The following is a 26220-nucleotide window of genomic DNA, read 5'->3' as shown; positions in this document are numbered from 1 at the left end:
GAAGGAGGCGTATTTTTAATGCAATTCAAAGCTGCATCAAGTTGGTGCAAGTGCGTGCAAGTCTGTAAAATGTTAATAAACAATGACTAATAGTGAGGAAATATATGATATAAAAAGATGCCTGTTATTGGCAGAAGCCCGCCTGAACCGGGGGCCTGCCGATGCCTGGAGCAGCTACGACTTCGAAGCACTGAGCATCGCCATCGCTACAGACACGGGAGTAACGCTCAGCGTTACCACCCTGAAGCGGCTATGGGGAAAACTGAAATACGCGCATATTCCTACCACTACCACGCTGAATACGCTGGCTCAATTTGTTGGATATAAAGACTGGCGTGATTTTAAAAATCAGGCGCCACCCGGTAAATCCGATACCACGACGCCTGCACCGGGGCAACTGCTGGTCAACACCGCATTGGCATCTCCTGAAAAAATACCCGGCAAACGCAGTCGCCGCAAATGGGCCTGGGCCTTGCTGCTGCTAATACCTGTCCTCACATATGGCCTGTTGTCATTAAATAGCAGAACCATTGCCCCTGTTAATCCAGCCAATTTTGCCTTTAGTTGTGATAAAATCCGGCGTACCGGCGTCCCCAACTCCGTCATTTTTCATTATAATGCCTTTGCCGCTACAGACACGGTATTCATTGCGCAATCATGGGATATTAGCCGTAAAGCAGTGGTGCCGATGGACCAAAACACCTATTCCTCCATCTACTATACCCCCGGTTATTTCCGGGCAAAACTCATGGTGGGCAAACAAATAGTAAAAGAAGATGACCTGATGATTGCTTCTGATGGCTGGGTCACCATGATAGAAAATGAAACAGGGGTACCGCTGTATTTCAAAAAAGAAGAAGTAGAAAAAAATGGGGAAATAAGCGTGAATGAAGCATTATTATCGCAATACCATCTCCCTTTACACCCTACGGCACCAGCACTACGTTTTTTTAATGTGCAGGACATGGGCGCCCTGAAAAACGACCAGTTTGTTTTTGAAACCACCCTGAAAAGTGATTTCCATCAGGGTAGTGCCGCCTGTCAGCGGATACAGGTGCTCATACTGTGTAAAAATGATGTGATCATGATCCCGCTATGCGCCAAAGGTTGCGTGGGGGACATCTTTTTATATGCTGCCGGCAAAAATGTAAGAAGCCGCGAAGCAGACCTCTCCGGGTTTGGCTGCGACCTGGACCAATGGGCCACGCTACGCGTAGAAGCGAAAAACCGGGAAATGCGATTTATAGTAAACGGACAAACCGCCTACACCCTCAATTTTCCACACGCCCCCACCGACATTGTTGGATTACAGTACCGCTTCTCCGGCACCGGCGCTATCAAAAACACCCGCTTCATCAACGGGGACCAGGTGATTCACCTATAAATTCTGTAGATACCGCGTTCATCAAAAATAATGGGTTCCTTGTAGGAGAATATTTATATTTGCGGCATATGAAAAAATGTGGCGTATACATATTGATGCTCATTTTCATACTTCATCATACTGCGTTAGACCAGTTGCTCAAAATACCCGCACTCATTGTGCACTACCAGGAGCATCATCAACTTAACCGGCATCTGAGTGTGAAGGACTTCCTGTGTATGCACTACTGCGGAGAAGATGATAATGATGGCGACAACGACCGCGATATGCAGCTGCCCTACAAAACGGTAGATGTGCATACCCTGCATCATACATTTATTCCACTTGCCAAAGTAGTTGCTGTAAAACAGCAAACCTTCTCTGAAATAAAGATTCATTACCCTGCGCTGAAAGATAATTATCTGCCTGAACCAGCGTTGACTTCACTCTTCCGTCCTCCCAGGGCTTAATCAGCCATTACTTTGTACGCTTGCCACCAGTATCATACAGGTGGTAGCCACTATTTTATTTCTACTTGATTTAACGAAAACAAGGACATGCTAAATAAGATCATTAGCTTTTCTGTAAAGAATAAGCTGGTAATAGGGCTATTTGTACTGGCGCTGATAGGTTGGGGTACTTTCGAAGTAACCCGCCTCCCTATTGATGCCGTACCGGACATTACCGACAACCAGGTACAGGTGATCACCGTATCTCCCTCACTGGGAGCACCGGATGTAGAGCGATTGATTACTTTTCCCATAGAACAATCCTGCAGCAACATCCCTGGACTCAAACAGCTCAGAAGCTTTTCCCGCTTTGGATTGTCGTTGGTGACCATTGTATTTACCGATGAAACAGATATTTACTGGGCCAGGCAACAAATTGCCGAACGCCTGCAACAGGTGCAACGGGAAATTCCTGCCGGCGTAGGATCACCGGAAATGGCGCCCGTGACTACCGGCCTGGGTGAAATATATCAGTATGTAGTGCGCCCGTTACCCGGCTACGAAGGGAAGTATGGTCCCATGGAACTGCGTACGTTGCAGGACTGGGTGGTACGCCGGCAACTGCTGGGTACACCGGGAGTGGCAGATGTGAGCAGCTTCGGCGGACAACTAAAACAATATGAAATCGCCGTAAAGCCCGGACTACTGAAGGCCAACAACATTTCTATTGCAGATGTATTTGATGCCCTGGAGAAAAATAACGAGAATACCGGTGGCGCCTATATTGAAAAAGGCCCCACCGTATTATATATCCGCAGTGAAGGACTCACGAAGAACATCGATGATATTGAGAAAATAGTAGTGAAAACACTGGATAACGGTATCCCGGTACTGATACGCGATGTAGCCACCGTGCAACTGGGCGCTGCTACCCGCTATGGCGCCATGTGTTTCAATGATAAAGGAGAAGTAGCCGGCGCCGTAGTGATGATGCTGAAAGGAGAAAACTCTTCTGCGGTGATCAAAAGAGTGAAAGATAAAGTGGCCGTTATTCAGCAATCTCTCCCGGAAGGCGTGGTCATAGAACCCTTCCTGGACCGCACCAAAATGGTGAACAACGCCATTAAAACAGTAGAAACAAACCTCATAGAAGGTGCGCTCATCGTAGTGTTTGTACTGGTGTTTTTCCTCGGTAACCTGCGCGCAGGTTTGATCGTTTCTTCCGTGATTCCGCTATCTATGCTGTTTGCCATTATCCTGATGAATAAATTTGGCGTAGGCGGTAACCTCATGAGTTTGGGCGCCATCGACTTCGGGTTGATTGTAGACGGTACCGTGATTGTGGTAGAAGCGATCCTGCACCGGTTTACACACTCCAAACATTTCAGTAAGCTGAGCGTAGTAGATCAAAATACTATGGATAAAGAAGTGAATGCTTCTACCGGTACCATGATTAAATCTGCCGTATTCAGCCAGATCATCATCCTCATTGTATACATTCCTATTTTATCATTACAGGGTATTGAAGGCAAGATGTTTAAGCCCATGGCCTTTACCGTGGCCTTTGCCATCCTCGGCGCTTTCCTGTTGTCGATTACTTATGTGCCGATGATGAGCGCCTTGTTCCTGAGCAAAAAAATCAGTCATAAACCTTCCCTGGCCGACCGCATGATGGTATGGCTGGAAAGACGTTATCAGCCCGCGCTGAAAACGATGATGCGGTTTCCGAAAGCCATCATCGCCAGCACCCTGGTACTACTGGTAATTGCTGTTGTGATATTGGGTCGCATGGGAGGAGAGTTTATTCCTGAATTGGAAGAAGGCGACTTTGCCGTGGAAACCCGCTTGCTGACAGGCAGTAACCTCAATACCACGGTGAAGGCTACGCAGCAAACCGCCGCTATCTTATTGAAAAAATTCCCGGAAGTGGAAAAGGTAGTCACCAAAATAGGAAGCGCGGAGATCCCCACAGACCCTATGCCAATGGAAGCCAGCGATATGATGGTGATCCTGAAAGATAAAAAAGAATGGACCTCTGCCCGCACGTTTGATGAGCTATCGGAGAAGATGAGTAAAGAATTATCTGTAGTACCCGGTGTGAGTGTAGGCTTCCAGTTCCCGGTACAAATGCGTTTCAACGAATTGATGACCGGCGCCCGCCAGGATGTGGTATGTAAGATTTTTGGAGAAGACCTGGACTCGCTGGCTTTCTACGCCAACAAACTGGGCGACGTCATAAAAACCGTGGATGGTGCTATCAACCTGTACGTGGAAACCGTTACCGGTATGCCACAGGTAGTCATCAACTATAACCGCGATGCCATGGCTAAATACGGTCTGAATGTGAGTGATATCAACCGCGTGGTGAATACCGCTTTCGCCGGACAATCTACCGGGCTGGTATATGAAGGAGAGAAGCGCTTCGATATGGTAGTGCGATTGTCAGACGATGCCCGCAAAAACTTATCGGACGTGCAGCACCTCCTGATCCCTACCCGGCAGGGTTTGCAAATACCACTGGACCAGGTAGCCACGGTAGAAGAAACAGAGGGACCTAACCAGATACAACGGGAAGATACCCGCAGACGTATAATTGTAGGCTTCAACGTTACCGGCAGGGATGTGCAAACCATTGTAAGGGAACTGCAACAGAAAGTAGCCACACAGCTGAAATTGCCGCCTGCGTATTCTATCGTATATGGCGGTGCTTTCGAAAATTTAACGGCGGCTAAAGAACGGTTGTCGCTGGTAGTACCTATTGCCTTGCTGATGATTTTTATGCTGCTGTATTTTGCCTTCAATTCTGTTAAACAGGGACTCCTGATTTATACGGCCATCCCGTTATCTGCTATTGGTGGTATCCTGGCTTTATGGATGCGGGACATGCCTTTTAGTATATCCGCCGGCGTTGGATTTATTGCGTTGTTTGGTGTGGCGGTATTGAATGGTATCCTGTTGGTATCAGAATTCAACCGCCTGAAAAAAGAAGGTTGGGATGATGTGGGCAGAGTAGTGATCCATGGTACCAAATCCAAATTGCGTGCGGTGCTGATGACGGCCCTGGTACCTTCCCTGGGATTCATTCCCATGGCCGTGAGTAATGGCGCCGGTGCAGAAGTACAAAAACCATTGGCTACCGTGGTCATTGGTGGTTTAATTATTTCTACGATGCTTACTTTATTTGTATTGCCGGTATTGTATATCCTCTTTGAAAAAGGATTTAAGTATTTTAAACTCCGTAAATCTGTAACGGCAGTTATTGTGTTGGCAATGTTAGCTGTACCGGCTGCCAGCCAGGCACAGCAACGGCTCACCGTACAGGAAGCAGTGGAACTGGCGCTGAAAAACAATTTGCAGCTGCAATCGGCTAAAATCAACGAACAATATTATCAGTCGTTGAAGAAAAGCCACCTCGACCTGGATAAAACGAACGTAGGAGTAGAATACGGAAAAATTAACAGCGTGGCCAACGATAATCGTTTTACCATTTCCCAGGGCATACAATTTCCGTCGGTATATAAACATCAGCGGAGTATTAACAACACCAATATATCGCTTAGTAAAATTAATACACGGCAACAGGAATATGAACTGAAAGCACAGGTAAGGCAGGTATATTATTCCCTGTTGGTATTACAGCAAAAGAAACAATTGTTGCTGGAAGCCGACAGCATTTACCGGGTGTTCCTGGAAAAGTCTGACTTACGATTTAAAACCGGCGACGTAAATACCCTGGAGCATTCTACCGCAGAGAATCAACGCCTGCAGATTGCCGACCAGCTCAGTTTATTACAAACAGACGATGCCGTGCTGCGGAACCAGTTAAGGAGATTGCTGAATACAGGGGAAGAAGTGATCCCGGTGGAAACTGCGCTGATATACCCGTTGAACGATATGCCGGATACCAGTTACATTGGCCGCACACCCGCCATCGCGTTGCGTGAGCAGTTGCTGGAACGGAGTATGGAGGAAAATAAACTTGAGAAAAGCAAGTTGTTACCTACGCTGAACCTGGGCTACAACAATATGAGCATCATCGGATACCAGCGGGTAGGCACCGACGAAAAATATTTTGGTGGAGGAGACCGTTTTTCCTCTGTAAGCGCTGGCATCGGCATTCCATTGTTTGGTGGGGCGCAACGCTCGCGTATCCGTGCTTCCGGTATTTTTGTGCAACAGCAGCAAAAGGAACTGGATGCTACCAAACAACAGTTACAATCCGAATTAACGAATGCAGTAGCCGTGTATGCCAATCGTTTAAAGCGCTATAGCACGCATACCGTTCTATTAAAGAATGCCGCTACCATCCTGGCCGGCGCCGGTAAGCGTATGGCCATCGGGGAAATTGGTTATGTAGAATGGGTAGTGCTGGTGAACCAGGCCATGGAAATAAGAGGTAATTATTTTACCATGGTAGAAGAATTGAATAATGCTGCTTTCACCATCGAAAAATTAAGCGCCCTTCACTAAAATTTTTAAATTCAGTTTCATGAAAAAGATAACCTTCTTTCTATATAGCCTGGTCGTTATTTTAACCGCCTGCAAAGAGCACCCCGCACCACAGAAAGCTCCTGACACCAAAGCGGCAGCAGCCACTCTGACTAACGAAGTAACACTCACACCCGAACAAATGAAAGCCGCCGGGGTAGCCGTCAACCCACCTGAGCGGAAAGATATGCACAGCACCCTGCGTGTAAACGGGGTAGTGGATGTGCCACCACAAAACATCGTATCAGTAAGCATGCCGTTAGGTGGGTATTTAAAAAGCATGCAGCTGTTGCCCGGTATGCAGGTGGCCAAAGGCCAGGTATTGGCCGTATTGGAAGATCCGCAATACATCCAGCTGCAACAGGATTATTTAATGGCAAAGAGTAAACTGCGCTACCTGGAAGCGGACTTTGTGCGCCAGAAAGAACTGAATGAATCCAAAGCGAACAGCGACAAGGTGTTTCAGCAGGCAAGAAGTGAGTTTGATGCGCAGAAAATTATGGTTAGTTCACTGAAACAAAAGCTGCAACTGATTAACATCAATACCGAAAAATTAACAGAGGAAACCATCACCCGGAGCATAGCCGTGTATGCGCCCATCAGCGGTTATGTTACTAAAGTAAATGTGAATACCGGTAAGTATGTAAACCCCACAGATGTATTGTTTGAGCTGATTAATCCGGCTGATTTACACCTGAGTTTAACGGTGTTTGAAAAAGACCTGGGCAGCCTGGAACCCGGTCAGCAGGTAAAATGTTATACCAATAATGGTGGGGAACAATATGCCGCCAAAATACACCTGATCACCCGCAACGTGGATCAAAACCGCTCCGGAGAAGTGCATTGTCATTTTGAAAAATATGATAAGCGTTTGTTACCCGGGATGTTCATGAATGCGGAGATTGAATTACAAAATGCCAATGTTACCGCGGTGCCGGATGATGCTGTGGTGAAGTGGGAAAACAAACATTATATTTTTGTATCAGCAGGAAATAATAAATTTATAATGACACCGGTAGAAATTGGTACCAGCAATGGCGGCTATACCGAAATTAAAAGTAATATCGGAGCGCAACCCATCGTTACCCGGAATGCATATACGCTGTTGATGAAAATGAAGAACAGCGGAGAGGAAGGATAATAAAATGACTGGCCTGGTGTATTTTTTTGGTATACCAGGCTATTTACGCATACATTCGCTTTTTAATCAGCATTATGGCAAATATGGTAGTCCCTGAAGCGGCTAACGTACAAAGTAAAAGTAAGATTACTACGATCTCAGTAATTGCCAGCGGCAGTCTTGCTGCTATCAAATTTATTATCGGCGTCCTGACGGGTAGTCTTGGTCTGATTGCAGAAGGCATACATTCCCTGCTGGATTTGCTGTCTACCTTGGTCACCTTTGTGGCCGTACGCGTGGCGGCCAAACCGCCTGACGCCAATCACCCTTATGGGCATGAAAGAGCAGAGTCGTTGGGGGCGCTTGCCGGTATGATATTACTGGGTGCTACTGCGTTGATTATTGGTTACCATGCCATCGTTAAAATTGTATGGGAACCCGGTGCGCCGGAAGTGACCATCTGGTCATTTGCCATCATCATTATCAGCATTGTGGTTGATTTTATGCGGGTCAGATCCTTGAAGAAGGCAGCCCGGCTTTATCAGAGTCAGGCACTGGCCTCGGATGCAGAACATTTCGGCAATGATATGCTGGGATCTATCGCCATATTAGTAGGACTGGTATTTATATTTTTAGGAAGATACCTGCCATTACCTGTTTGGCTGGTGGAACGTGCAGATGCTATTGCCGCATTGGGGGTGGTAGGCATCGCATTTAAATCGGTGTGGAGCGTTGGATCGCAGGCCATCCGCTCTTTAATGGACGACGTACCGGAAGATTTGCAACCCCGCCTTCAGCAACGGGTGGAACGCATCTATGGGGTAGTACCCGGCGCCGTGACGGTCAAAACCCGCTTCGTGGGAAACAAGCCTTATGTAGAAGCCAGTGTAGGCACGCTCAGAAGCTTAACGTTTGAAAAAGCACACGAACTCACCAAAACTATAGAATACGCCATCAAAGAAGAACTGGACCCCGAAGCAGTGGTGATTGTACACGCACAACCCATTCATACCACCGATGAGCCGTATAGTATTACCGTAAGATCTGTGGCAGCCCGCCTGGACCTGCGTATTCATAACCTGAACCTTTACGTGGTAGGAGAGGAAATGAGAATTGAACTGGACCTGGAAGTATCAGAAGAGGTGACCCTGCAGGAAGCACATACCAAATCAGAATTGCTGGAATCTGCGCTGATACAGGAATTCCCAAGGCCGGTGAAAGTAGCCGTACATATTGAACCAAGAAATGAAATGCCCAAAACCGCCAGGCGCCAGGTGGAAGCATTTGAACGCGTAAAGGTGGCGTTAACTAAATTAAAAGCCTGGCCCAATGTGAAGATCGATGAAGTGCTGGAAACAGAAGAAGGGCTGGTAGTTACCCTGATTATTTTCTTGCCCGGCGATACCTCGCTGGCATATACCCATACCATCATGTATGACCTGGAACGTGCACTGAAACTGGAAGTGCCGGACATTATCCGTGTGCATATTGATCCGGAACCTCTGAGATAAACCAGTGGCTTTTGTTGTCCGTTTCCGGACATGACAATGAGCGTTAAGATGGAATAGGGTAGTGGAAAGAATGTATTACCCATGGGAATAAAAAAAAGTGAGGCAATTCGCCTCACTTTTTTTATAATATCAAAGCAGGTTAAGCCTGCGCTTTATTTCTTCTTACCAATTGATAACAAATAAACAAACAGATCACCCACACCGGAATCATGGCTACCGGTACCCACATACCGGTAATGCACATCAGCGTTAATATGCCTACCAGGAACACCAGGCAGATATAATTCGATACCGGGTATAAGAAAGAAGGGAACTTCGTTTTTATTTGTGCTTCTCTTTTCGTGCGTTTGAAGCGGAAGTGTACCACGGTAATCATGAGCCAGTTGATAATCAAACAGGATACCACCAGCGACATCAATATTTCCAGCGCTTTTTCCGGGATCAGTTTATTGATCACAATACATACGGCGGCAAAAACACCGGATACCAAAATAGCCTTTACCGGTACATGATTTTTATTTAAAGAAGACAGGAACTTAGGTGCATTCCCCTGTTCAGCCAGGCCATACAGCATCCGGCTATTGCTATACACACAGCTGTTGTAAACAGATAACGCGGCGGTGAGTACAATCAGGTTCAATACATTGGCAATCAGGCTGGTGAAGTAAATGGTATGGCCGAAGAGCGTAAACTGGAAACCTTTCAGGCTTTCAAATACCGTCACAAAAGGACTGCTGTCTGTGGTGATGCTTCTCCAGGGAGATAAGGCAAATAAGATAATCAGGGCGCCTACATAAAAAATCAGGATACGGTAAATCACCTGGTTGGTGGCTTTCGGAATCGTTTTTTCCGGGTTATCCGCCTCCGCTGCCGTGATCCCGATCAGCTCCAGACCCCCAAAAGAAAACATGATCATGGCAATGGCCGCAAATAATCCCTGGTAGCCTCCCTTCCCATCCGACTGCAATAACCCTTTCGGGAAAAAGCCATCGTCGTTCCACAGGTTTTGTATGCTGGCCTGAGATCCGCCACTACCGCTGATCAGCAGGTAGCTGCCGAAAACAATCATGGCCACAATAGCAGCTACTTTTACAATGGAAAACCAAAACTCCGCTTCTCCGTATACTTTAACGGAACTCAGGTTGAGCGCATTAATGGCAATGAAAAAGAAAAGGCTGGAAGACCATAACGGAATGCCCGGCCACCAGAAATGGACGTACATGCCGATGGCAGTTAATTCAGACATGCTCACCAGGATATATAATACCCAATAGTTCCATCCGGATGCAAAGCCCGCAAAGGTGCCCCAATATTGATAAGCAAAATGACTGAAGCTACCGGATACCGGTTCTTCTACTACCATTTCCCCTAGTTGTCGCATAATAAAAAAGGCGATGATGCCTGCAAAGGCATAACCTAAAATAACAGATGGCCCTGCCTGTACGGCTGCCGGGCCAATGCCCAGGAATAAGCCCGTGCCAATGGCGCCACCAAGGGCAATCAGCTGAATATGCCTGTTTTGTAGTCCTCTCCGCAGTTGCTGGTCTGCTGGTTTAGTAGTGCTTGCTTTCAATGTAAATGCGCTGGATAAGATTGCAATTTGAGTTAATTTCAGCAAAAAGATAAACATATTTACTCCATTTATCTGATGGCTGCCCTTTCTCCTTTGAAATAGGGGGGCATTACTCCCAGTCAATCTTATATCGATATACCCAGTCGACTCCTTTGATACCAAATAGTTTGAGGAAAAAGCTCATCATCAGGTTGCGTATTTTTGCCTGGAAGGGGCTTATGGCTTTTTTGCCTACACTGCGTTTCCGCCCTTCCGCCACAATTTTTTCCACACGTTCTTTGCGGCCGCCTTCAAACTGTGCAAATACTTTTTCGTAATCCCCGTTTCCGTCGCGGAGCAATTTAGCCAGGTACATGGCATCTTCCAGCGCCATGGAAGCACCCTGGCCAGCATTGGGACTTACCGCATGCGCGGCGTCTCCAATGAGTAATACGCGGCTTTTGTGCCAGGTAGGAAGGGATTGAATATCGCTGATATTTTGCCGGATGGGGCGCTCCGTGTTTTTAATCAGTGCCGCAGCCGGTGCGTGAAAATCCTGGTAAATGCTGAGCATTTCTTCCTGTAATTTATCCATCGATGTATCCCGCAAGGCGGCTTCATTCATAGGCTGCTCTGCATACAAATTAGACCACCACATGGCATACCCCTGGTCAGCCGCACAGTAACCAAAAAATCCCTTGGCGCCGAAGGTGAAATTTAAACTGCTTAATTCTTGCTGGGTAAGCTCCGGTACTTTTTCCAGCTTTACAAATCCACCTACGCCTACCACGCCTACAAAACCAGGGGTGGGGCCGGCAGGTAAAATAAGACTCCGGGTTTTGGAACGGATACCATCTGCACCAATCAGGATACTACCGCTGTCGCTGTCCCCGTCTTCAAACCAGGCGGTGATGCCACGGGGCGATTCTTCGATAAACTGTAATCGCTTATTGTATTTTATTTCAATACCCGATTGGTTGATTTCCCTTGTCAATACTTCATATAACAGCGCCCTGGACAAACTCACGCCGGGTTGTCCATACTTATGAATATCTCCATAAGGAATGCGTGCCAGTACTTTGCCATTTTCACTCCGGAAACAGTGTTCCAGTGTAACTGCGCCGCGGGCCGCCAATTCATCTGCCAAACCCAGTGCAGCCAGTACATTCATGCCATTGGGGGCAATGTTCATTCCTCCACCAGCTTCTCCTTTGTAAGCATAGGCTTCATAAACGGTGCAGTTAATACCTGCTTTTTTTAAGAATAATGCCAGCGCAAGACCGGCCACACCTCCACCAATAATCAATACATGTTGCGATTGGGTACTGTTGATCATATAAAGAGTTTATGATGCAAAACTATCGGCGCAAGGTGGGAGCAACAATGGAAAGCAGGTAAAATCAAGGGAATTTGTCGGTGAAAGGAATGATTACAGCGGTGAAAAAGAAGGGCGATCTTTAAAACCGCAAATATTTTCAGGGAAATACCGGGCGTAATATGGGAAGAACCTGCATATTTCAACCAGGTTTCTGATTACCAAATAAAGCCGTTAAATATAAAAATGGAAAAGCTGCCTCATTTTATTTATGAGACAGCTTTTTCTATTGTTAGTGTGTAGTATGAATTGGCAGATCAGTGTTGTAAGAAGTGTTTAATTCTTGCGGCTATTTCCACTGCATATTCTTCCAATGCAAAGTGCCCGGTAGGATAGAAATACATTTCTGTATCAGGCATGTCTTTTTTGTAAGCCAGTGCACCGGGTTTCAGGAATACCGGATCATTTTCTCCCCAAACAATCAGCACTTTCGGTGAAAGTTTGCGCAAAGTTTCCTGCCATTTTGGATACTCCGCGATGTTGAAGCGATAATCATATTTTAATTTGTACTGGATCTCTTTGTTACCGGGTCTGTCCATCAGCAGTTGATCCAGCAGGTAGCTTTCCGGTGCCACTTTGGTAGAATCGCTCACACCGTGTAGGTATTCGAATTTAGTGTATTCCAGTTCGAATGCGCTGTATACTTTGGCGCGGGATGCTTCCGTATTTTCATCGATATTTTTCCGGTATGATTTCAGGATGTCGCTTAATCCTTCTGCATAAATATTTCCATTCTGCACAATCAGGCGATCTAATATGGCGGGGTTGCGTTGGATGATTCTCATTCCTACCGGCGCGCCATAATCGAAGATATACATGCTGCATTTGGTTACGCTTTTCAGCTGTAAGAATTTTTCAACGATCAGCGAATAGTTTTCGAAAGTATAATCAAAGTCAGTCATCGCTGGCATATCACTGAATCCATAACCAGGATAATCGGGTGCCAGTATGTGAAATTGATCTTTCAGTAAGGGGATCAGTGTTCTGAAATTGTGGGAAGAAGAAGGGAATCCATGTAACAGGAGCAGCGTAGGTTTGGTAGGATCACCTGCTTCCCGGTAAAAGATATTAAGGCCATCGACTTTCAGTGTTTTGTGGTACACTGGGTATTGCGTTTGTGCAGTGCCGGTTAATGTAGTTGTCATAAGTATCCAGATTAAAAAGATGGGTAAAGTTAATGGGTATTTCATTTGTTGATAATTTTTAGTGTTGATAATATTCTTTAAGGAAGAACAGTAAGGTAATGATGGCGCCCAAAGTAATGATGAGTTTACGCAATATGGGAGGTGGTATTTTTCGCGTAAATTTTGCACCGTAGTACCCTCCCAGCAAAGCGCCTGCAAGCATGATCCCTGTGTATTCCCAGACAATCATATGGGAAACAACAAAAGCAATAGCGGCTATCCCGTTGTTAAAGGACACTAATAATACTTTGAGTCCGTTCATTTCGTTGAGTTGCTTGTATCCAAAGAAGCTGAAAACAGTCAGCAGCATCATACCCAGGCCGGCTCCGAAGAAGCCGCCGTAAATTCCTATCAGCAATAAGGTGCCTGTTTTACCTGCTAAGCTGATACGGTATTGTGGCCCGGTCAGAAAACGGCGAATAATGGCCGGGCTACAAACAAATATCAGCCAGGTAAAAAGCAGGAAGAAGGGCACGAATTTGCTGAACAGGCTGGGTGAGGATACTACCGCCAGGCTGGCACCGATGAGGCCACCCAGGGTAATGGCAATAATGAGTGGCCCGGTGTGTTTCCAGCTATAATCGGTATCTGGACGGTACGCATTGATACTGGCGATGTTCCCCGGCCATAGGGCTACCGTGCTGATAGCATTGGCTGCTAATGGCGTGGTACCGATTGATACCAGGGAGGGATAGGATACGAAACCACCACCGCCGGCGGCGGCATTCATGGAGCTGCCAAAAATAGCGGCGCCGAATAGAACGAGGGAATCTTGAATGGGTATCATGGCGTAAATAAAAATTTTAGCGGTGCAAAAAACAGGAGTGGGAACCTGGCCACACTCCTGGTGTATAATGGTACAATCAGGCAGTAGCTAAAGATTTGCGTGCCACCTTTCTGCCGAGGAATTCTCTGATGGTAGCTGCAATTTCTTTTCCATGGCTTTCAAGGGCGAAGTGACCGGCATCGAATAAATGATACTCCAGGTTTTTCACATCTTTCTTATAAGCTTCAGCGCCGGCTACGGGAAATATGTAATCGTTTTTGCCATATACGATCAGCATTTCCGGTTGATGTGTGCGGAAATATTCCTGCCATTGAGGGTATAAGGTGGTATTATTTTGATAGTCGTAAAACAGTTGCAGTTGTATGCGGTCATTGCCCGGGCGTTGAATGTGACGAAGGTCCAGTTCCCAGTTATCAGGGCTGATAACGGTGGCATCAGATACGCCGTGTGTATACTGCCATTTCAGGCCATCTATGTTGTGAAATCCTTCGAGTATACGTTCGGTTTCTTTGTTGCTATTGTCTTTCCAATATGCTTTAATAGGATCCCAGAACTGCTCCAGTCCTTCCTCATACGCACATCCGTTTTGTACGATCAGTGATTCAATTCTTTCCGGGTGTGCGGTTGCCAGACGGTAACCCACTGGTGCGCCGTAGTCCATGAGGTAAAGGCTGTACCGTTCCAGTCCCAGTTGGTTGAGCAGGCCTTGTACAACGTCCGCCAAACTGGCGAAGGTGTAGCTGAAATCAGTCATATTGGGTTGCGCACTTCTGCCAAAACCAGGGTAGTCGGGCGCTATCAGGTAGTAGTCGTCGGAGAGCTCCTGCATCAGGTTCCGGTACATGTGGGAAGAAGTAGGATAGCCGTGTAATAATACCAGGGTGGGTTTACCTTTCTGACCTGCTTCCCTGTAGAAGATGTCGATGCCATTTACTTGGGTGGTGTGGTGTTTTACGTTGCTCATTTTAGGAGACTTTTAAAGTTTTATAAATATTATTACCGAACGTTCGGTAAAATTAAAGTGAAAAAAATTTTACTCGTTAGTGAAAAGCATTTTCAAATCGGTCAGTGCCTTTTGAAAATGGGTAGGATCGCTCAATCCTTTCGACAGCACCAGGCTTCCCTGTATCAGCACGAATGATTGTCTTGCTTTAGCCTTTGCCTGGGCAGTTGTAAAACCCTGTTCTATGCCCAGCGCAGTAAAGGATTCAAGCCATAGCAATATCGTTTTGCTGATTTCATTGCCCAACACTACTAATCCTGAATCAAGGGAGAGGGCGTTCAGGATACAACTTTTCTCCCCATTATGATACAGCTCTTTAATATGCTGAATAGCCCGTTGCAATTTTGTGGCGGGCGCTACCCCTTTTTCTGTCAGCACCAGGTAGATATTGTCTTTAATCCACGTATACACAAATTCAAGCACCATCACCGCAATCTCATTCTTCCCGCCGGGAAACCGGTGGTACAGACTGGCTTTCTGCAAGCCGGTAGCTTTGGCGAGGTCGTTGAGGCTGGCCCCTTCAAAACCTTTCGACTGTAATACAGACATCAGGCTTTCTATCAATCTTGCGTCGTCTATTTTTTGCGGTCTCATGGAACAAAGGTAATGCGTTTTTTGATATTACCAAACGTTCGGTAAAATAATTTTTCAGATTTTTTATTCTGACCTCCTTCCTTCATAAACAGGTGCCCGGTTTTAGGAAAAGAAAAAACAAAAAATATTTTGCATCTTTGAATGCCTGGTATTTTTATTAAGAGCGATTTACACATTGGGTCATCCGTACAGGCTGATATAAACCGCGGCGGCCCCAGTAAATGATGTAATTATTTAGTGAACAATTAAACATAGCGTGTTCCTTACTATTATTCCACGATAATAGTTTACCGGCCAGGACACGTTGTCAGACGAAATAATTTTTATTTAGCACAACCGGCACCAGATGCTGTTGAAAGCATGCTGGCGTCTGTAGAAACAACATCATAGCGCTACCTTTTGCTACCGGTATGGGTGAAAAAAAGATATGAATAGATCAATTTTGGTGTAGTTTTATAGCGTGTGGCCCGTTACATTAGCGCACATGCGGTTTTTATTCCTTGTAAAGGAAGCATAGGGCTTATTGGTGACATATCAACGCTGTTATATCCAACAGTTTTTTGATTGCCTGAAAATCTGCATTTTTTAACTTAAGAGTATACGGTACTTGCCTTTGATATGGTGTTAGAAGTATTAGATGACGATGATTGCTATAACCGGTTAAGGACAGGTGACGAATTCGCATTTCGCTATCTGATTGGGATATATGGACCAGTACTGTGCCGTTATACCGACAGGATGATTATGAACAGTGCGGCAGCAGAAGATATTGTAACGGAGGTACTTGTAAAAGTGTGGGAGAAGCGGGAAACATTTGAATCATTTGGCAACATAAAACGCTTTTTTTACGTCGCCGCCAGGAACGCGGCATTGCAATATATACGCGACCGTCAGCGTGAACAACGAAAGTTCGAGGCATTTAGCGAAGTACATACGGGTGTGGCAGTGGATGAAGTGATTTATGCAGAAATGATGGCGGATTTACAAAAAGCCATTGCAGAATTGCCCGCCAAAATGAAAGAAGTATTCATCCTGGGATATGTACGCCAACTTACTAACCAGGAAATCGCTCAGCAACTAAACCTGTCTGATCAAACCGTTCGCAATCAGAAAACCAAAGCGCTCTCTATCCTTAGAAATAAGCTTGGATATCGGTCTCATCTCGAAGTTTATCTTGCCATATTATTGCTGCTTCGTTAATGTATGTCCGTATCCTGCTGCAAATGGGATCATTTTATGACCCGGCAGCACGCCCTCTTTTTTCCATTTGACCCACTTTTAAAAAAAAACTTTGCTAAACCGATGGTACAAAGTCGGGTAGGCGGCGTTGTAATGATATAAGTAGAAAATTCCTTTGCATGTCATGAAAGATCAACGAATGGATGAAGCGTTGCGCATAGCGGCGTTGATACAACAATGGAGAACAGGAACAATAACGGAGGAAGACTTAGCAGTCTTGCAAGGGTGGAGAGCCGCGGATAAAGATAATGAAGCTACATTCCGGCAACTCAGTGATCCTGCTCACTGGAATAATGAACTGCAGGCCATTGGAAAGCATGATATCAATACACTTACCCAACGGATTTTTACGTCGGCTGGCTTGTCGTTGCAGGAAACAGCGACCAGTGTCCGGCAGCCTGTTTCACGCCCCTGGCATCAGCGGGCGCTCTGGCGATGGACCGCGGCGGCCGCAGCAGTGGTATGTTTCGCGATGATCACGATCCAATACGTGATCAATAAGCAAACACAGCAACATATGCCTTTGAATAAACCGGCTGTTAAGATGGCCGCCATTACACCAGGTAGTAACAAAGCCACTCTGATTTTAGGTAATGGCGATGCCATCGCGTTAAAAGATGTAGCGGCGGATACGGTGGCACTACAGGGAGGAAGCCTCATTGCCCAACACCAGGAAGGGGTACTCATTTATCAGAAATCCCCTGCAGCCGCGAAAGAGGCCACTACCTGGAATACCGTGTCAACACCAAAGGGCGGCAAGTATGAAATTGTATTATCGGATGGTACACGCGTTTTTCTCAACGCAGCATCTACCATAAAATTTCCGGTAGCGTTCCCCCAAAACAGCCGGGAGGTGGTATTAACAGGCGAAGCTTATTTTGAAGTAACCCATACTGCAGCCGGCAACAAAGAATGGCCATTCCTGGTGAAAATAAAACGGGCCGGCGAAGATGGGGGAGTGGTGAAAGTATTGGGAACCCACTTCAATGTGATGGCCTATGATGATGAAAAGGCGGTGAAAACTACACTGGTAGAGGGATCGGTGAGTATGCAGAAAGGGACTAATGCCGTAGTGCTTAAGCCGGGAGAACAATCTCTATGGTTTCCACAAACAAACACCCTGCAGGTAAAACCCGCCGATCTGGAGGCAGAAATTGCCTGGAAGAACGGACGATTCCTGTTTCGCTCCACCGACATAAAAACAATTATGCGGCAACTCGCCAGGTGGTATGATGTAAGTGTAGACTACAACGGAGACATGACCGATATCCGTTTTGCCGGAAATATTGAACGAAAAGAAAATATCAGGGAATTAATAGAAATACTGGAAGCAGACGGCCGGTTGCGCTTCCTCATCACAGGGAACAAAATTATGGTATCACGTATCTCAAAATAAAATAAGGAGGAACAATGAAATAAAAAATCAAACAGCACTGATCAGCCAAAATAAACCGGAATCCGCGGCCAGGCGGTATTCCGGTAGTAAACGTTCGCTTTTTTCATAAGGCGTAGTAATTCCTGTTATCAAAAACGAAACTATACAAATATATGTATTTGCTTGCGCAATATGCATGCTCATTGTATTGGAGCATGCGAAGAACCAGAATCTTGTCACACATCGTTATGAGACTAGCTTTTTTTGTTTTATTAGCCGTCTGTTTGCAGGCACGGGGGAGTGCCTATTCTCAAAAGATGAATCTTTCAGGAAAAGACCTTTCACTGGAAAAGGTTTTCTGGATGATTGGTCAGCAGAGTGGGTACCAGATTATCTACAATCCCGACCTGGTAAAACATACTGCCAACATCGACCTGAACCTGAAGGAAGCCTCACTGCAAGAGGTCCTCGATGTATGCCTTAAAAATCAGGGCCTCACTTATGTAGTCAGGTACAACACCATTATATTGAAAAAAACAACCGACACCGAAGACGCTGCCACACGGGTGATGACCGTCCGGGGCCATGTAATAAATGAGAAAGGATTACCCCTGGAAAGAGTCGGTATACAGGAAAAAGGAACTGCCAATGGAGTTTATTCCGATAAAAAGGGGGAGTTCGTCATATCGGTAAAAGATGGAAACGCCATACTCCTCTTTAAATACCTCGGCTATACGCCTAAAGAAGTGCCGGTAAATAACCAGGCCTTCGTAGAGGTACAGTTGGCGCCTTCTTCCATAGGTATCGACTCGGTAGTAGTCACCGGTTTTAACACCAAACAAAAGAAAATCAGTATCGTAGGCGCCATCACCACTATTTCTCCCCAGGAATTAAAAACGCCTTCCAGTACGTTGTCTTCTTCATTTGCAGGGAGGTTATCAGGCGTTATCGCCAGGCAGTCTACCGGAGAACCTGGCAGCGGCGCCCAATTCTGGATCAGAGGGGTATCTACCTACGGAGGAACCGGTGCCCTGATCTTTCTCAATGGCGTAGAAATATCTTCCGGCGATCTGAATAGTATTGATCCCAGTAACATTGAAAGTTTTTCTATCCTGAAAGATGCGTCGTCTACCGCACTATATGGGGCAAGAGGCGCCAACGGTGTGATACTGATCGAAACCAAGCGAGGCAAGATCATGGAAAAACCAAGGATTACCGGGCTGGTGGAAAGCTCCGTTTCTTCACCCACACAAATTGTGAAGTTTACGGATGGCGTTTCCTACATGAAGCTATACAATGAAGCGTTGCGGAACGATAACCCTTATAACGCCGATCGCTATTCCTCCGAAAAAATTAATGGTACCGCACAGGGACTGGATCCTTACATCTATCCGAATGTAGATTGGTATAAAATGTTGTTTAAGGATTATGCACTGAGTCACCACGCCAACCTCAATGTACAGGGAGGCGGACAGGTAGCGCGTTATTACATGGGGATCGCCTATTATAAAGACATGGGGATCCTGAACAACGGTTTACTGACAGGGTTTAAAAACAACATCGATAATAATCGTTTCAACTTCGTGAATAATGTAAGCGTAAAAGCTACCAAAACCACCGAGCTGGAACTGAATATCAACGCCGACTATTACCGGAATACCGGTCCTGCTACCAGCGCTTCTGATTTGTTTGGTAGTGTAATGGGCGCCAATGGTGTGGATTTCCCAGCTTATTACCCTACGCCTGCTGACGGAACGATGGATCATATTTATTTCGGTAATAAAACGGATGGTTTCCTGGGCGCTAATACCCGCGATAACCCGTATGCCGACATGGTAAAAGGATATAATCAATCGGCCGCTTCCACCTTACTCACCACGCTAAGGGGAAAACAGGAGCTGGATATGATCACCAAAGGATTAAGTTTTAACGCGCTCATTTCTTTCAAAAACTGGTCCAGCAGCAGCATTACCAGGACTTATACTCCCTACTATTATACCCTGGATAGCTATCGTAAAGAGGCAGATGGAAAGTATATCTATAACCTCAACTGGATAGCTGCTGCAGGTGGGTCTACTGCACTGGGCCAATCCGGGAATAACAATGGCGACCGAACATTGTACATGCAAACTACGCTGAATTACAATCGTGTGTTTAACGACAAACACGACGTAGCCGGCATGTTGGTATTTTTAAGAAATGAATACAATACCAACACCCCTGGCGACAACATTGTAGATGCATTACCATCCCGCAAACAAGGATGGGCGGGCCGCCTGGCATATGGATATGACTCCCGCTATTACCTGGAAGCAAATTTGGGTTACACCGGTTCTGAAAACTTCGCCGCCGGACACCGTTATGGTTTCTTCCCTGCAGGAGGTATTTCCTGGGTAGCATCTAATGAGTCCTTTTTTAAAGGAACCACCTGGACCAATCATATCAACCTGCTCAAAGTCCGTGCTTCTTACGGTTTGTCCGGTAATGATCAAATTGGAGGCGACCGGTTTCCTTACCTCAGCGTGGTGAATATGAACGGTAAGAATGGTTTTACGACCGGTTACAATTTCGATAACGGGATGTCCGGTATACAAATTACCCGTTACCCGAATAATAATATTCAATGGGAGATAAGTAAGAAGTTGAACGTAGGGATTGATTTGGGTTTGTTTAACGATCTTACCCTGAACTTGGACTGGTTCCGGGAAATACGTAGTAATATCTACCAGCAGCGAGGTACCATACCTGCTACAGCAGGCGTATTGAGTGCGTTGCCCTATTCCAATATCGGACGGGTACTGAATCATGGAATAGACGCTACCCTGTTGTATAACCACAGTTTCAACAAGGATTTGCAGGTATCTTTCCGTGGTACATTTACCTACGCACGTAACAAGATATTGTACTACGATGAACCCAATTATGCAGCTGCAGGACTTCCCAATCTTTCCTTTATAAATCATCCACTGAATACCAATTTCGGATTAGTGGCAGAACGGTTATTTATCGACGACAAAGAAGCAGCTAACAGCCCTGTGTTCATTGCTTCCAAAGCAGGAGATATCAAATACAAAGATATCAATGGGGATGGGGTGATTAATAACAACGACCGCATCGCAATGGGCTACCCCCGGGTGCCGGAAATTGTATATGGCGCCGGATTTACAGTTAACTATAAAAAGTTTGATGTAGGCGTCTTCTTCCAGGGATTATCTCATATGTCTGACTATATCAGCGGGTTCCGTCCTTTCGGCCGCGCGCAAAACAACCTGATCGCTGCCATTGCGGACAATCACTGGTCGCCGGATAATCAGAATTTATATGCTTTTTACCCAAGACTGACTGCACTCGAATCTGCGCCAAACAACGAGCAAAGGTCTTCCTGGTGGTTGCAGAATTTCTCCTTCCTTCGCCTGAAGCAGGTAGAAATCGGCTATAATCCTGCAAAAATTGCCAGGATCTACCTGAGAGGAATCAACCTGCTCACCTTCTCTAAATTTAAATTATGGGATCCTGAACAGGGAGGAGGTAATGGTTTAGGATATCCGCCACAGGCCGTAGTCAACTTAGGCGCGCAGTTTAATCTCTGATTACATCCATTCATCAGTTGAAAAAGAAATTTATGAATATCTTCAAACGCAAATATATATTCGGTGGACTTTTGGCTTGTTTCCTGGTATCAGGATTATTGTCCTGCAAAAAGTACCTCGACATTGTACCGCCCAACACGGCTACCATCAATACTGCTTTTCAAAATTATAATACAGCGCTGCGTTTTCTGTATTCTCTATATGCTTATATGCCTACAGAGAACGACGCCAGCTATGGTAACATCAGCGCCTGTGCCACTGACCAGGCGATTACGGTATGGCAGGGGAATGTTATTTCAAGGATGTTGCGGGGAGAACAGAATTCTTCTGATCCGTTATTTAACTATTGGGAAGGGAAAAACAGTATCCCTGGCATCAGTCTTTTTGAAGGGATACGGCAATGCTATATCTTCCTCGATAATGTGGACAAAGTACCCGGGGTGGCTGCAGATGTAGCGAAGCGCTGGAAAGGAGAAGCCATTTTTTTATCTGCCTACTATCATTATATTTTATTAAGACAGTATGGCCCTATTCCACTGATTGATCATCAAATAGATTTTAATGCCACCAGCGGCGACGATATTTTTCCGGCTCGTCAGCCGTATGATTCCTGTGTGAATTACCTGGTACGCAGATTTGATGAAGCTACTGCGCTGTTGCCTAATACCATTCCTGCTCAAAATGAATTGGGACGCGTTACCTCAGTGGCCGTAAAAGCGATGAAAGCCAGACTGCTACTCACCGCAGCATCTCCGTTGTTCAACGGTAACAGTGAATACTACGCCAATTTCAAAAACAGGACTGGGCAGCCGCTGATGAATGTTGCCTATGATAAAGAAAAATGGAAAAGGGCGATAGATGCTATCAAAGACGCTATAGATGCAGCTACACAAAATGGCAGACGCCTCTATCAGTTTGCGGACTATAAAGGTCCAACCAGCATCTTTGAAAAAACACGTCGTGATACAGGTATGATTGCCTACCGTTTTGCAATGGTAGACCCCTGGAATACAGAATTGATATGGGGATATTCTGTGCCGGAAGGATACTATCAATGGCAACAGAACTGTGCGCCGCTGACTGGTAATTCCTACAATGGTATCGGTCCGAGCCTGAGAACAGTAGAAACATTCTACACGGAAAATGGATTACCAATCGATAAGGATCCTACCTGGGCCTATGCCAAAAGATATGAAGTAGATCCTGACGAACATACCATGAATGTAAACCTGCATCGCGATCCCCGCTACTATGCATCTATCGCTTATGACAATGGTAGTTACCTGGTGAATGGCACCGTAGAAACGATGCATTTTAAAGCAGGAGAAGCACAGGGATGGCGCTCCGGAGCCACAAACTATTCGCTTACAGGCTTCCTCGTACAGAAAGTGGTGCATCCGCAAACCGTAGCAGACGACAACAATTTCACCATTGTCCATTATCCGTGGCCGCTTATTCGTTTGGCGGAATTATACCTCTCTTATGCAGAAGCCCTGAATGAGTACTATGGTCCGGCAGAACAACAACTGGTGTTGGATAACCTCAACGCCATCAGACAAAGATCTATGTTGCCAACGGTACAGGCTTCCTGGGCTATTGCAGGCCATGCTGCCGTGTTTACGCAAGATGAAATGAGAGCCATTATACGGCAGGAGCGCACCATAGAACTGGTTTTTGAAGGACAATATTTTTGGGATGTACGCCGCTGGAAACAGGGAGATAAATACCTGAATCAAACCATTTATGGAATGAACTTTCAGGGATCTGATGAAAGTTCCTTTAACCAGGTAACACCGGTGATGAACCAGGTATTCAAAACACCCGCCAGTTACCTTTTCCCGATTAGTGTACAGGAACTCAGCAAGAATGTGAACCTGGTACAAAATCCTGGTTGGTAAGCATCTTTAAAAATTTCTATCCCAAAACATTTATTATGCTACATAAGAAAATATTAGCAGGCATTGTGTCAGGTGTTTTATTGATGAACCTGGTGAGCTGCAAAAAGAAAGAAGAGGTTGGTGTTCCACCGGCTTCGCTGAGTAATGTAAAATGCGTAGCGGGTTATGGCGAAGCTATCTTTACCTGGGATCCGATTGGCCGTACACCGCAGGATTCTGCCAGTTATCTCTATACGGCTATTAGCTACACCGATAGTATCGGGAAAGTCAATGAATTTAAATTTAGTCGCTATACCGATACCGCGGTGGTAAGCAGCCTGGTAGACCGGCCCTATTCCTTTACCATTAAAGCGGTGGGGCCTCAGGGAGCAGTAAGTGGTATCACTACGCTTTCGGTGACACCCAAACCACCGGTGTATGTTGCTATTGCGCATACGCTCAAAATATCGGCTTCTATAGGCGGGGCATTGGTGACATGGGAAAATAATTCAGGAAAAACGGTGATCGTTAATGCTGCCTATACTGATCCGGCAACAGGGAAAGTAGTCACCAAAGCCTTTACATCGGCGGCAGCAATCGGTTCCGGCTATCTTTCCGGTATGCCTGGTGGAAGCCCGCTTACCGTAGTGGTAACGGTAACGGATATATCCCGGCGTCAATCGGATCCGGTGAGTGCAACGATCACCCCGTTAACGGAAATTAAACTTCCCCGGAATGGCTGGTCCATCGCTGGTTTCAGCGACCAGGAAGCAGGCGGTGAAGGGCCGGTAAGTGGATATGCTACCGCTGCTATAGATGGTAATATTAGCACCTTCTGGCATACCAGCTGGTCCGAAGCAGAAACGCCTTATCCGCACTGGATTGCGGTGAATATAGGACAGGCAGCTACTATTTCCAGGGTAGGACTCATCAATCGCCAGAACAATAATGGAGGGCAAACAGAAATACAATTGATGGGAAGTACCGACGGACAAACCTGGACAGACCTGGGAACATTTCCTTTCCAACAGAAAAATGGAGAACAGTTTTTTTCTGTGGCACCTCAGCCATGGAAATATATAAAAGTAGTGCTCACCAAGGGACCGAATTTCTTCGGGTTCCTGGCAGAGATCAATTTGTACGGCGCATTATAGATTTTTCACCCTCAAAACAAACATATGAAAACGCTTACTTGTTGGATTTATATTGTTTTTTTCGGCTGGATGCTTTCCTGTACTTCCTGTGGTAAAACAACGGAAACAAATACAGATGGTAAGAAGCCACCACCTGTAGAAGTCAACAAAAGCACCTATAAATTGAATGTCATTTATTTCCTGCCACAGGGGCAGGACACCTTATTGCGCTACCGGGAACGGATGACAGATATGTTGTTTTTCTTCCGGGATTTCTATGGCAAAGAAATGAAGCGCAACGGATTTGGTGAAAAAACCTTCGGACTTCAAACCAATGCTGCGGGTAGCCAGGTGGTATTTTCTGTTGTTCAGGGCGCTCATCCTGCATCATCCTATAAATATGATGGAGGAGCAGGGCCTATGATGGATGAAATCAAAGCCTATTTTGTACAACATCCCAATGAAAAGAGAAGTGAACACTACCTGGTAATCACGCCGGTGCCGGATGTTACGCATGCGGACGTACCTTACTATGGTATTGGCAACTGGGCATTTATACTGGACCACGATAAACTGGATATCAAACAATACGGACCCGGCATAGACTGGGTAGCCGGCAATGCACATGAACTCGGTCATGGCCTTGGCTTACCTCACGATAAAGAGAAGAAAAGCGAAGCTACTACCATAGGCACCTCACTGATGAGTTATACTGATTTTACAAAGGGTACTATTTTATCGAAAGCAGCCTGCGCTATTTTAAACAACTGCGAATTATTTAATAATGCAGTGGTCAACAATTACCAGCAGTCTTTTAAATCCTATGTAAAGAAAGTAAATGTAAACTACACCAATGGCAACATGGTGATCACCGGACGTTTCTATGCAGATCAACCTGTTAACGGTATCAACGTATACCAGGATCCCGATGCCAACGCTGACTCCTATGATACGCCGAGCTGGTCTGCTGCTCCTATAGGAACGGATAGTTTTAGCATATCAACGCCCATCAGTGAACTCTGGGACCTCACAGGAACTTACGCGTTGCGCGTTGACCTGCTGGGCGCCAATGGTTATCGCCAAACCATTGTGACCTATCACTATTCTTTTATCAACCAGGTACCGGTATTGGATCCTGCCATCGGGTCCAAACCGGAGATCCCTAAAACCGGTTGGGTAATCGCTGATGTAGATTCAGAGGAAAGTGGCTATCCGGCCACCAATGCCCTGGATAACGACCCTTCTACCTACTGGCATACACAATACAGTGGCGCAGAACCCACACATCCTCATCAACTGACAATAGACATGGGTACCTCCCACCTGTTGAATGGTCTTACTTTCAGAGATCGTCAGGGGGTATGGCCGGGTATAAAAGATGTGACCGTATACACGAAAACGGCCACCGGTAACTGGACACAGGCAGGGGTGTTTGTGCTGAGAAAAAGTGACATGGACCAGTTTATTTCCTTTACTACACCAGTAAATGCCAGGTATTTCAGGATCGTAACCAGCAGCAGTTATGATGATGGCAGATCCTGTGCACTGGCGGAAGTGGGGGCTTATTAATACGCCGGATA

17 protein-coding genes are annotated in these 26220 nt (G+C 45.9%); 11 read left to right on the top strand and 6 right to left on the bottom strand.

Annotated features, from left to right (window positions below):
* Nucleotides 1-82 precede the first annotated feature (82 nt).
* The 5 genes from AC5ZC7_RS21560 to AC5ZC7_RS21540 all read left to right on the top strand — a co-directional run bounded on the left by AC5ZC7_RS21560 (nt 83) and on the right by AC5ZC7_RS21540 (nt 8931).
* Nucleotides 83-1384, top strand: a complete 1302-nt coding sequence (locus AC5ZC7_RS21560; RefSeq protein WP_496158980.1) for a hypothetical protein — start codon at nt 83-85, stop codon at nt 1382-1384.
* A 68-nt stretch (nt 1385-1452) separates the two neighbouring features.
* Nucleotides 1453-1833 (top strand): hypothetical protein, encoded by a 381-nt coding sequence (locus AC5ZC7_RS21555; RefSeq protein WP_496158981.1) that lies wholly within the window; start codon nt 1453-1455, stop codon nt 1831-1833.
* An 87-nt stretch (nt 1834-1920) separates the two neighbouring features.
* Nucleotides 1921-6282 (top strand): CusA/CzcA family heavy metal efflux RND transporter, encoded by a 4362-nt coding sequence (locus AC5ZC7_RS21550; RefSeq protein ID WP_496158982.1) that lies wholly within the window; start codon nt 1921-1923, stop codon nt 6280-6282.
* A gap of 19 nt (nt 6283-6301) precedes the next feature.
* Nucleotides 6302-7441 (top strand): efflux RND transporter periplasmic adaptor subunit, encoded by a 1140-nt coding sequence (locus tag AC5ZC7_RS21545; RefSeq protein WP_496158983.1) that lies wholly within the window; start codon nt 6302-6304, stop codon nt 7439-7441.
* Between the two features lie 74 nt (nt 7442-7515).
* Nucleotides 7516-8931 (top strand): cation diffusion facilitator family transporter, encoded by a 1416-nt coding sequence (locus tag AC5ZC7_RS21540; RefSeq protein WP_496158984.1) that lies wholly within the window; start codon nt 7516-7518, stop codon nt 8929-8931.
* A gap of 139 nt (nt 8932-9070) precedes the next feature.
* Here AC5ZC7_RS21540 and AC5ZC7_RS21535 read toward each other — a convergent pair whose 3' ends face one another.
* From AC5ZC7_RS21535 to AC5ZC7_RS21510, 6 genes are all read right to left on the bottom strand, one after another.
* On the bottom strand, nt 9071-10561 hold the full coding sequence (locus tag AC5ZC7_RS21535) for an amino acid permease (RefSeq protein ID WP_511911267.1): 1491 nt from the start codon (nt 10559-10561) through the stop codon (nt 9071-9073).
* A 52-nt stretch (nt 10562-10613) separates the two neighbouring features.
* Nucleotides 10614-11819, bottom strand: coding sequence for an FAD-dependent monooxygenase (locus AC5ZC7_RS21530; RefSeq protein WP_496158986.1), 1206 nt, complete (start codon nt 11817-11819; stop codon nt 10614-10616).
* Between the two features lie 296 nt (nt 11820-12115).
* On the bottom strand, nt 12116-13003 hold the full coding sequence (locus AC5ZC7_RS21525; protein ID WP_496158987.1) for an alpha/beta fold hydrolase: 888 nt from the start codon (nt 13001-13003) through the stop codon (nt 12116-12118).
* A gap of 58 nt (nt 13004-13061) precedes the next feature.
* Nucleotides 13062-13829, bottom strand: coding sequence for a TSUP family transporter (locus tag AC5ZC7_RS21520; protein ID WP_496158988.1), 768 nt, complete (start codon nt 13827-13829; stop codon nt 13062-13064).
* A gap of 76 nt (nt 13830-13905) precedes the next feature.
* Nucleotides 13906-14793: an alpha/beta fold hydrolase gene (locus AC5ZC7_RS21515; protein WP_496158989.1), complete on the bottom strand. Its 888-nt coding sequence runs from the start codon at nt 14791-14793 to the stop codon at nt 13906-13908.
* Nucleotides 14794-14862: 69 nt separating this feature from the next.
* Nucleotides 14863-15426: a TetR family transcriptional regulator gene (locus tag AC5ZC7_RS21510; protein WP_496158990.1), complete on the bottom strand. Its 564-nt coding sequence runs from the start codon at nt 15424-15426 to the stop codon at nt 14863-14865.
* A 738-nt stretch (nt 15427-16164) separates the two neighbouring features.
* On the opposite strand from AC5ZC7_RS21510, the gene AC5ZC7_RS21505 reads away from it, so the two are divergent.
* The 6 genes from AC5ZC7_RS21505 (at nt 16165) to AC5ZC7_RS21480 (ending at nt 26209) form a co-directional block, all read left to right on the top strand.
* Nucleotides 16165-16626, top strand: coding sequence for a sigma-70 family RNA polymerase sigma factor (locus tag AC5ZC7_RS21505; RefSeq protein ID WP_511911266.1), 462 nt, complete (start codon nt 16165-16167; stop codon nt 16624-16626).
* 163 nt (nt 16627-16789) lie between these two features.
* Complete coding sequence (locus AC5ZC7_RS21500; protein ID WP_496158992.1) at nt 16790-18061, top strand: FecR domain-containing protein; 1272 nt, start codon at nt 16790-16792, stop codon at nt 18059-18061.
* Nucleotides 18062-18357: 296 nt separating this feature from the next.
* Nucleotides 18358-21630, top strand: a complete 3273-nt coding sequence (locus AC5ZC7_RS21495; RefSeq protein WP_496158993.1) for a SusC/RagA family TonB-linked outer membrane protein — start codon at nt 18358-18360, stop codon at nt 21628-21630.
* A gap of 32 nt (nt 21631-21662) precedes the next feature.
* Nucleotides 21663-23528, top strand: a complete 1866-nt coding sequence (locus AC5ZC7_RS21490; RefSeq protein WP_496158994.1) for a RagB/SusD family nutrient uptake outer membrane protein — start codon at nt 21663-21665, stop codon at nt 23526-23528.
* A gap of 35 nt (nt 23529-23563) precedes the next feature.
* Entirely contained in the window at nt 23564-24661 is a 1098-nt protein-coding gene (locus AC5ZC7_RS21485) for a discoidin domain-containing protein (RefSeq protein WP_496158995.1), read from the top strand.
* Between the two features lie 24 nt (nt 24662-24685).
* On the top strand, nt 24686-26209 hold the full coding sequence (locus tag AC5ZC7_RS21480; RefSeq protein WP_496158996.1) for a discoidin domain-containing protein: 1524 nt from the start codon (nt 24686-24688) through the stop codon (nt 26207-26209).
* Nucleotides 26210-26220: the final 11 nt, after the last annotated feature.

Source organism: Chitinophaga sp. 9-1-y (genome assembly GCF_059511905.2).
Note: the sequence above shows the minus strand (reverse complement) of the source record. Positions and strands in the feature narration are given on the sequence as shown.